11 protein-coding genes are annotated in these 9,862 nt (G+C 50.4%); all 11 read right to left on the bottom strand.

All coding sequences use genetic code 11. The features are described 5' to 3' along the window. Nucleotides 1–224: 224 nt before the first annotated feature. Nucleotides 225–1,268 (bottom strand): DUF3137 domain-containing protein, encoded by a 1,044-nt coding sequence (locus Q0X57_RS06060; RefSeq protein WP_297729027.1) that lies wholly within the window; start codon nucleotides 1,266–1,268, stop codon nucleotides 225–227. Between the two features lie 3 nt (nucleotides 1,269–1,271). Beyond that, on the bottom strand, nucleotides 1,272–1,841 hold the full coding sequence (locus Q0X57_RS06055; RefSeq protein WP_007173498.1) for a LemA family protein: 570 nt from the start codon (nucleotides 1,839–1,841) through the stop codon (nucleotides 1,272–1,274). Between the two features lie 15 nt (nucleotides 1,842–1,856). Beyond that, nucleotides 1,857–2,588 (bottom strand): hypothetical protein, encoded by a 732-nt coding sequence (locus tag Q0X57_RS06050; RefSeq protein WP_297729024.1) that lies wholly within the window; start codon nucleotides 2,586–2,588, stop codon nucleotides 1,857–1,859. A gap of 251 nt (nucleotides 2,589–2,839) precedes the next feature. After that, on the bottom strand, nucleotides 2,840–3,142 hold the full coding sequence (locus tag Q0X57_RS06045; protein WP_297729021.1) for a helix-turn-helix domain-containing protein: 303 nt from the start codon (nucleotides 3,140–3,142) through the stop codon (nucleotides 2,840–2,842). Between the two features lie 684 nt (nucleotides 3,143–3,826). After that, nucleotides 3,827–4,252 (bottom strand): DUF695 domain-containing protein, encoded by a 426-nt coding sequence (locus Q0X57_RS06040; RefSeq protein WP_297729018.1) that lies wholly within the window; start codon nucleotides 4,250–4,252, stop codon nucleotides 3,827–3,829. 6 nt (nucleotides 4,253–4,258) lie between these two features. Further along, on the bottom strand, nucleotides 4,259–4,897 hold the full coding sequence (locus Q0X57_RS06035; RefSeq protein WP_297729016.1) for an AAA family ATPase: 639 nt from the start codon (nucleotides 4,895–4,897) through the stop codon (nucleotides 4,259–4,261). Nucleotides 4,898–4,943: 46 nt separating this feature from the next. Continuing rightward, nucleotides 4,944–5,423, bottom strand: a complete 480-nt coding sequence (gene cdd, locus Q0X57_RS06030; protein ID WP_297729013.1) for a cytidine deaminase — start codon at nucleotides 5,421–5,423, stop codon at nucleotides 4,944–4,946. A 95-nt stretch (nucleotides 5,424–5,518) separates the two neighbouring features. Beyond that, complete coding sequence (fabD, locus tag Q0X57_RS06025) at nucleotides 5,519–6,409, bottom strand: ACP S-malonyltransferase (protein ID WP_297729010.1); 891 nt, start codon at nucleotides 6,407–6,409, stop codon at nucleotides 5,519–5,521. Between the two features lie 13 nt (nucleotides 6,410–6,422). Next, entirely contained in the window at nucleotides 6,423–7,883 is a 1,461-nt protein-coding gene (locus tag Q0X57_RS06020; RefSeq protein WP_297729007.1) for an aminoacyl-histidine dipeptidase, read from the bottom strand. 477 nt (nucleotides 7,884–8,360) lie between these two features. Further along, on the bottom strand, nucleotides 8,361–9,317 hold the full coding sequence (locus Q0X57_RS06015) for a transporter (protein WP_297729004.1): 957 nt from the start codon (nucleotides 9,315–9,317) through the stop codon (nucleotides 8,361–8,363). After that, nucleotides 9,314–9,862, bottom strand: a 549-nt coding sequence (locus Q0X57_RS06010) for a 4Fe-4S double cluster binding domain-containing protein (RefSeq protein WP_297729001.1), incomplete at its 5' end; no start/stop codon positions are given. The genes Q0X57_RS06010 and Q0X57_RS06015, both read right to left, overlap by 4 nt.

Below are 9,862 nucleotides of genomic sequence, written 5' to 3'. Positions count from 1 at the left end.
AGACAAGATGGCTCCAAATACCAGTAACCTTTTCTTTTCCTCGGTGAGCGGTGTTTGAGGATGAGAAGCCAAAAAGGCTTTCAGGTTTTTCTTAGCAAAGATCCGAGACACGATTTCAAACACGATAAAAGCAATAATCAAGACAGCGACTATTGCCACGATGATTTTCCAGATCATACAAGTATTATTCTAAAGTTAAACATAAGTCTATTATATCATATTTCCTACTTATCCACATACTTCCCCATCATTTCTTCTACAGAAAGACAGAACCCGATCTCTTGGTAGATTTCAAGCAATAGGTCTTCGTTTAAAGATGTTTTCCCGCTAAGGCGAAGAAATCCTTTTGGCATATTGGAGGCATAATAAAATGTATCTCCGCTAAAGGAGAGCATCAAGTCATGAGTAAAGGAACAACGAAGAGCGGTAAGTTTCTTCATCATTGCCGGGGTCAAAATCATACGGGCTTCTACCTCGTCATCGGCATATACGGTAAAGAGACGTTCAAACTCGGGGTCTTCCAAATAAACAAACTTTGCTTTATGTCTCTCCCTCAGTTTTTGTATCGTCAGAGCGAAGTAGCCCAACTTATCCTCCAAATGGTCGGGAAGCAGCATAACAAATCCCCTGCAAGTTCTTGGAAGACGGCAGTAACCAAACATTCCCCTAAAGCTGAACATCGTGCTCTCTACTTGTGCGCCCCACATCGGACTGAAAATCGCCCGACAGAGGAGCCTAAAGGATCTCCATGGTTTAGTATTCTGTTCATTTGTTGCCGTTACTCCTACATCGGCTATTGTCAATGCTTGATGCTGATTTGGGAAACTCAATGCACCGTAACTTGCCACTTGCAGAGTACCCTCCGACCTATTTGGGGTTCCGAATAGTCTGCTTGCCCGAATATCGGACACCTTTACTTCTTTTGTCGGAGAATAATTTGCATCCGGAAATAGCTGGTTGATAATTTGCCCCATTACTTTTTCCTCTTTCTGCTTTAGTACATTTAGGCATAAAGAGAACAGCGTATTGAGGACCACAAAGGCAACAAAGAATATGACGACATACGTTGCCGTTATTTGTGAGGTTTCATAATTGCCAGCATCGACGATATACCTTCCGAATATAGTGAATGCAAGCCAAAGCAGAGCCAAAGGGTAAACGGAATAAATGAGAAGCCTAACAATCTTACGCCACATAGCTATGTGGGTTAGTTGCCCTCTCATTTGTTGAGCGACAATCTTGAAGTCAATCAAGTGGTCTTCTTTCATCATTTATCCGAAAATCTCCTTGATATGAATGTCGCCCAACTCACTTTCAGGAATTTGTATCAATGCTTCTTTCCCAAGATGTTTTCTTGAAGCGATGTATGAAGACGGGAACATTTCTACGGCATTGTTGTAATCCGTTACGGTTGCGTTATAAGTTCGGCGTATAGCCTGCAATTCGTTCTCCATATCCGTTATCTGATATTGGAGATAGACAAACTGCTCATTGGCTTTGAGATCCGGATTACTCTCAACAACGGCCTTAACTTGTTTGAGAAGAGCGGAGATTTCTGTCCCGTCCTTGATTTGTTCTGCTTCGGGGGCTCCGTCTGCTCGAGACCTTAGTTCGGCTATGCGGGTAAGGATTTCATTTTCGTGTCCCATATACGCTTTAAGAGATGCCACCAAATTGGGTATAAGGTCATTTCTCTGCTTGAGTGCCACACAAATGCCACTCCGGCATTGTTCCACCCTGTTTTTCTTGGCAATGAGATTATTAGAGGTGATTATACCCCAAATCAGTATAAGCACAGCTATTGCGATAAGGACACTCCCGGCAATTATTGATGCAGTCATACAAATTCGCTTGTCTCAATGATTATTTCTTAGTACTCTTGTCGTCTTCATAGTGGCGTCGTACTCTTTCCATACCCCCGAACGTTCTCCATCGGTATACTGTCCCTCTACAACCAAAATCGGATTTCCGTTGCGCAAAACTTCTTCTTTGTACGCCCCATGTAGCACGCCCATGCGATAAGTTCGTGTGACTTTGCTTTCAACGCCATCTCCCTGTTTCGTGAGTTTCCACTCGACCCCATCTTTCTTCCCATTCACCCAACGGGTCTCAAGTATTTGAGCACCGTTTTGGCTGTCATACCGCTTCTCAAAGCCGTTTTCCACACTTTCCTGGTATTCTTTCTCCAAATCCAAACGACCGTCTTTGAAATAGGTTTTTACACAGCCATCGATTTTGCCCTTCTTCATAGGGGTAATCTTGCTGACAGTTTTGCCGTCTTGGTAGTACTCCGTGAACACCCCATTTCTTTTCCCCTGGTCATACGCTCCCGTTTCTCTCAGTACACCATCCCGATAGCGGTGGTACTTGCCATCCATCAGTCCGTTAGAAAAGGAAATAGTCTCTTCGTCAAGCTCCCGCTTGATACGCCACTCTCCCTGCAAGGGTTTTCGGCTGTCCTTTTCGAAATAAACTGTCGTATTGTTTTCGCCCGATAGGGGTAAGAGTTCATCGCTTAGAATCACCTTTTGAGCCGATACCGAAAGGCTCAGCAACAGCGAGAAGAAAAAGAGAATATATCGATTCATATTATAATAGAATGCCCAATTACTTAATTGGTTACTTTTGCTTCATTGCCTGTTTAATAAACGTGAAACTATGTGCTTCGCTTCCTTTGTCCTTTGTTGCTTTAAGTTTCTCTGCTCTCGAGCATATAAGAAAATATCCTACCTCTTTTATCAAGAGGCAAGAGCATACACAGATGCTCAATGGCAAAGATAGAGTTTTTTGCGATACTCTGACCAAAACAATGGATAAAAACAAAGGAAGACCTACATCATTACCGATGAAGGTTTCTGTTGACATAGTTCTCACTCAGTATTCTGTTTATGTCTGAGAGCCGGTAGAGAATCTTCCCTGCGATTTGGGTGTAAGGGATAATGTTTTTATCCCGATAGTCTTGCAGGGTACGAGGGGAAAGGAACAGTCTCTCGCAAACCTCCCGTCCTGTGAGGTAGATTTCACCTTCAAAAAGAGGACGATGAGTTTGAGCGATATTTCTCACTTGATTCGTCAAACCTTTAATGCCAGAGATGAGTTGCTTCATCTCTGGTGTTTCTTTATTGATAGTTTCGTACTCCATAGTCGTTAACCTTTACGAGCGTTAGAGTTAGCGAGGAGAGCTTCCACATCCTCTCGCTTGTAATAATTGCTGTCCGATAAAAGTTTTTCAGCGGAAGAAGAGTCTTTTATTTCATCGGACAGCCGATTTACTCATTGAAGGACATTGTTTGTAAAACGGCACTCTTGAAAAATCAATAATATTTGGAGTTCAAGAAGGCGTTTTGCTCAGGGCTGACGCATTATATTTTGCTCTTTTTTGATGACCTTCGAGGACTATAGGGCTAAATCCTCGCTACAAAGCGGTGTAGAGTCACTCTGTCGCTACTCTTACATCTCCGCTGATTTCAATTTCTACCGAAGAAATCGCAAATCTCCATGGAGCAAACGAAAATTCCTCACGGAACCGGGAAATAAAAGTTCGGAAGAATGAAATGAAACTTCGGAAGAAAGATTTCGAAGTTCCGAAGAATTTTTCCGTTCCTCACTGGATATTCAAAAAGCTCTACCGAGGAATCGTGCGATTTCCTTGATAGTGCCGTGGAGGACCTCACTTCGAAGAGTGCGCCAACCCAGAGTGTAGACGTACTAGTAGATACGAGTTCCAAAAATAGTTCCCCTAGAACCTTTCGGTTCCAAGGGTGGAACTTTTCAGTTCCAGCGGAGGAACCGTTTATCGGATGACGATGATGGGTGGTTTGTTAGGCTACGGCTGTAGCTTGTCCAGTAGCTCCTGGTAGTAGCTCCAGTCGGAGTCTTGGACTACTTCAAACTGTAGTGGCAAGAGGGGCAGCTCCGCCAGCACCTCCTCGAGACGATCGAAGAAGGGGTCGTACGTACGGCTTACATAGAGCCACACTTTGCGCCCTAGCTCTAGGATAGAGGCTGCTAGGATCGCCATCTTGTCCCGCTCCATGGCGGTCTGTAGCAGTTCGTCCACCGCCTCTATCTGCGCACTGTCCGTATCTGAGGGCTCTATGCCTTCGCCGTCAAAGGGATAAGCGATCTCGATCACAAAGCGGTACTTGCCCGTAGTGCGAAACTCCTCCAGCTCATCACGCACATGCAGGTGAGCCGTCTGGCCAGCTTCGCTCTCGGCCAAGCCGTTGAACCAATTGTCCGTCAGTCGCATAGTGGGTTACTTTTTGCCAATGGTTACACCACCGCAGGGAAGCTGGTAAGCGTGCGCAATGATGTCGGTACAACAGGGCGCACCAAAGGCTCCCGTATTGAGGCAGAGGTGGTAGTTGGTCGACTCGCCCCACTCCCTATTGGTCATCTGCTTATAGTTCTTGCGGCGGGCTCGGTCGGACTGCTCAATGCGCTTGCGCGCTTCGTCTTCAGTCGCCTCATCACCTCGCTGTAGGAGCGTCTTGACACGCGCCTCGACATCGGCATAGAGGAATACGTTGAGCACGTCGTCTCGGTCTCGTAAGATGTAGTCGGCACTGCGCCCGATGATGACGCAAGGTTTTTCCTCGGCTATCTTGAGGATGAAGTCGTTGAGATAGCGGGTCACCGAGGGTGTCTCGACGAGCCCCGTCATGGGTACGGAGAAGAGCGCTCCGTGCGACATCGGCATGAAGTCCAGTCCCGACGTCGAGGCGTACTCGCTCTGCTCCTCGACATAGTCGGCTGCGTAGCCACTCTCCTCGGCGATCATGCGGATGAGCTCCTTGTCGTAATAGGTCAAGCCGAGCTGCTCCGAGAGCTGACGCCCTATGGTGCGAGCGCCACAGCCATACTGTCTACTGATCGTAATGATGCGATAAGCCATATACTAATGGGAAATAGGTCTCTACAAATGGTGGGTGAGCCCAGCGCTACGAAGGAATATCTGAACCGTCAAAGGCAAAGGGCAAGAGGAGTCGACAGTCGCTGATAACGATAGCTTCGTCAGACCCGCAGAGGATGACTTCAAAGGGCTTGCCCTGTCGCTTGGCCGTCTCCATCATCACCTGTCGGCATACGCCACAAGGGGAGATTGCCTCAACACGCTTGCCCTCTGTCTCGGCGACGATCATGAGCCGCTCCACGACAGCTCCTGGGTGGTGCGCTCCGATGGCGTAGAGGGCCGTTCGCTCGGCACAGAGCGTGGGCGAGAAGGAGGCGTTCTCCTGATTGCACCCCAGCACGATCTCGCCATCCTCCAGTAGTGCTGCAGCCCCTACGTTAAAGTGACTGTACGGGGCATACGATCGGCGTGTAGCCTCTACGGCGGCCTCCTCAAGACGTCTGTAAACCTCAGGCCACTCCGAGCGGGGTAGCCGTGTGTAGGGGATTAGTAACTCCTTATCGCTCATAATACTATCTACTTAGATGTCTGAATAAACTAGAGGACAAGCTCAACTAGATGACTAGCCGAACTTGTCCTCTCCTTAGTTCTTGCAAAGATTCATTAGATCGTTGCCAAGCTCTCACAGGTCACACCGCTGGCGATACGACCGATAAGACCTGCTAAGACTTTGCCTGGTCCTAGCTCTACGAAGTGTGTAGCGCCATCGGCGACCATCGCCTCGACACTCTTCGTCCAGCGTACGGGAGCCGTGAGCTGAGCGATCAGATTGGCCTTGATCTCCTCCACATCGGTGTGAGGACGAGCGTCTACATTCTGATAGATCGGGCAGATAGGTGTGGCAAAGGTCGTCGCCTCAATAGCACGCTGCAGACGCTCCTTGGCGGGCTGCATGAGCGGTGAGTGAAAGGCTCCGCCCACCTTGAGCGGTAGCGCACGCTTAGCCCCCGCAGCCTTGAGCTGCTCGCAAGCCTCAGCGATACCCTCCATAGTGCCAGAGATGACTACCTGACCCGAGCAGTTATAATTCGCAGGAACCACCACCTGATCAGAGATGCCACGGCAGATCTCCTCAATCTTTTCGTCAGGCAGTCCGATGATCGCAGCCATCGTCGAGGGGTGTGCCTCGCAAGCTGCCTGCATAGCCAGCGCACGCTCCGAGACAAGTCGCAGTGCATCGGCAAAAGGCAAGGCGCGACTCGCAACCAGTGCCGAGAACTCGCCCAGCGAGTGACCCGCAACCATATCTGGTGCAAAGGCATCTCCGAGCGCCACCGTCATAGCCACAGAGTGGAGGAAGACAGCGGGCTGCGTTACCTTCGTCTGCTTGAGGTCTTCTTCAGTACCCTCAAACATGGTCTTGGTTAGGTCAAAGCCTAGCACTTCGTTTGCCTCGGCAAAGAGCTTGCGTACGGCTTCGCTCTTCGTATAGATCTCTTGACCCATACCGACGAACTGAGCGCCTTGACCTGGGAATACAAAAGCTTTTTTCATATGTTCTTATCGATTAGATTAGTTCCAAAGCACGGACGAGCATGCGATAGCTGCGCTCCACAGAGGGGATGCTCACACGCTCATCGGGTGAGTGTGGGTGCTGGATCTCAGGTCCGAAGGAGATCATATCCATATCGGGCATGACACCCTGTATGATCCCGCACTCGAGACCTGCGTGCATTACCTTGACAGCGGGCTCCTTGCCGTAGATTTCCTTGGCGGCCTGACACATTACTTGCATAATGTGAGACTCGGCATTGGGTTGCCAACCGGTATAGGACGCGTCAAACTCAACGCGAGCGTCCATCAGTAGGAAGCAACTCTCGATGCTAGAGGCAACCCACATCTTGCGTGAGTCACTCGAGGAGCGAACGAGGAAGCGGACGGAGATATGGCCTTCGCCAGCCTGTACCTGAGCTAGGTTCGACGAAGCCTCTACTGTGTCGGGGAACTCAGAGAGCATTGAGATGACACCATTCTGACAAGCATTCAGTGCATGGATCAGCGCGTCCTGTATTTCGTCGGGCAGGATCGTCTTAGGACGGTCACAGCGCTCTAGAGAGACGGTGATGTGATTCTCAATTCCTGCGAATTCCTTGTTGAATAGTTCCTCGTAGTCGGATACTAGCTCCCAAAGCGCCTCAGTGTCGTCCTCCTTGATAGAGAGCAGAGCGACCGCCTCACGAGGTATCGCATTGCGCATATTACCGCCATCGATCTCAGCGACTAGGGCGCCACACTGCGAGACAGCCTCCTTGAGGAGACGCGCCATGAGCTTGTTGGCATTGGCACGACCGAGGTGTATGTCCACACCGCTGTGCCCGCCCTTGAGTCCCTTGATCGTAAGGCGCACGCCTATCTCGTCTGCGTCAGGCTCGTGGTTGTCTTGGTACTCTAGAGAGACGTTGACATCAACACCTCCAGCACAACCGACGAAGAGGTCGCCCTCCACCTCGGAGTCTATATTAAGGAGTATGTCGCCCTTGCTAAAGCCTGGCTTAAGCCCATTAGCACCGTCCATACCGACCTCCTCATCAATGGTAAAGAGCGCCTCGAGGGGACTATGCTTGAGCGTATCATCAGCGAGGATCGCTAGAGAGAATGCAACGCCCATACCGTTGTCCGCACCGAGTGTCGTGCCATCGGCCGTGATCCAGTCGCCCTCTCGCATCGTTTGGATAGGGTCGGTCTCGAAGTTGTGCACCTTGTCAGAGTTCTTCTGCGGCACCATGTCTAGGTGTCCCTGCAGTGTAGCTACGGGACGATCCTCTAGTCCTGGTGTGGCTGGCTTGCGGATCAATACGTTGCCCACCTCATCTACATGGGTCTCTAGTCCTAGTCGCTTGCCCTCAGCAACGACATACTCCCGCACAGCCTGACAGTGTCCTGTGGGGCGGGGTATCTGTGTGAGATCATAGAAATAGCCCCATAGTGTGGAGGGGGCGAGCTTTTGGTAGTCAGCTTTGTTCATCATAGCTTATTCTCTTTATGGTTTGATGCGTCTTCCAATGGAGAGGCACGTTTTGTTGTGTCGCAACGTGGTACACGGCACCTTTGTTACTCTGAGGACAAAGGTAACAAAATAAGCGATACCGACAGGACTGACGCATTATATCTTGCTACTCCACAAACTACGCTTGACAACAACTCTAGGAAATGTGGCTTGAGCCTGGCTTCATAGCGCTATCGATACTCATACATCTTCGCTAAGTCCGATATCTTCCGAGGAATTTCCGAATAGCTCACGAGAAAACGAAAATTCTCCACGGAGGGGCGAAATAAAAGTTCGGAAGAATGAAACGGAACTTCGGAAGAATGAAATGAAAGTTCCGAAGAATTTTTCGTTTCCTCGCTGGATAATCTAGAATATCTACGGATGAATTTCCCGTTTTCTGTCATAGAGATGTAGATGCTTTCGTCTGCTATAATGCGTCCGCCCTAGCGCTCATCTTTACGATTGCTTTTTGCCCGAGCGCTTCGTCGCTTGGTGTATCTGGTAAGCGTTGAGAAGGTTTTGCCAGATAGAGTAGGCTGCCATAGCGACGGAGGAGAGCGGGTTGAGGTAGCTCTGCGCCAGCCAGATGGCGATGGTCGAGTTCTTTTGTCCCAAGCTCTGCCCGAGCGTGATGCTCTCGCCGAGGATTCGCTTGCTGAGCCACTTGCCGAGGACAAACTGAACGATGCAGGCTATTAGCCCCATCACACCAAGGAGTATCATCGTCGGAATCATCTCTCGTGGCTCCTCAGCGATGAAGTATACCGTATTGGCCATGATGAGCGAGAGGCTAAGGAGCCAGACCCAGAAGCTGGCCGAGGGGATCTTCGAGAGCACACGATAGACGGGTTTAGCCCCATAGCGGACGGCCCAGGCGAGGAGCAGGGGTAGCGTGATGACTGGTAGCACACGGTAGAAGATTTGCACAAAAGTGGCTCCGTAGTCCATCGCACCACTGCCGAAGAAGCCAAGCAGGAGTGGCGCCAAGGCGATGACTCCCACACTGGTCAGCAGGACATAGGTGGTGCCGAGGGCAACATTGCCCCCGAGGAAGCCGATGACTACGGGCGATGCGGAGGCTGCAGGACAGAAGAAGCAGATCATCAGTCCCTCAGCGAGGAGCGTGCTCTCGGAGATGCCTGAGTAGCGCACCAGCAGGTAGCCCCCCACAGCTAGTACGATCTGTATGAACTGCAAGAGGAAGTGAACGGGGCGTATGCGCAGATCTCTAGGCGTAAGCTTGAGAAAGCTAAAGAAGAGCATCAGCATCAGCATGTAAGGTATGGCGGGGCTCAGCGTGGAGAGCGGGCGATAGCCCACGATGCCGGTCAGTATGGAGAGGGGGAGACCATAATCTTTCAGTCGGCGCATGAAGCGTCCTCGTAGGTCTGCTATATTATAGTGTCTAGTCATAGGGTAGTCGTGTGATTGGTTAGGATCGCCTCGGCGTTGCGGAGGAAGTCTTCGTAGGCGCATCGTCGCATTGAGGAGCCTATCGTTAGTGTTTCGTAGAGTTCAGGGGTAAAGTTTGCCAACTGGTCATAAGTCAGCTGGGCAATGGCGGGGCGGATCATAAAGTCTGGTTCGTCGTGCGGTGTACAGTGTGCATTGTGCGGACAAACAGTCTGACAGACGTCACAGCCGAAGAGTCTATTGCCTAGCCGCTCAGCGACGCCCTCCGTCCAAGCGCCCCGATGCTCGATCGTCAGGTAGCTCAGACAACGATCCGCTCGGAAGGTGCCGTCAGCCTGCAAAGCTCCTCCAGGACAATGGTCGATACATCTCCGACAGCGACCACAGTAGTTCCTATCTATCACCGTACCGTACTCCAAAGGTAGAGAGACGACGAGGAAGCCATAGATAAAGAATGTGCCCAGCTTAGGGATGATCATCATCTTCGAGCGACCCTGATAGGCAAGCCCGCTCTGCATGATCCAGTAGCGCTCCAGTAGCGGAGC

The organism is uncultured Porphyromonas sp. (assembly GCF_947254915.1).
Lineage (GTDB): Bacteria > Bacteroidota > Bacteroidia > Bacteroidales > Porphyromonadaceae > Porphyromonas.
Note: the sequence above shows the minus strand (reverse complement) of the source record. Positions and strands in the feature narration are given on the sequence as shown.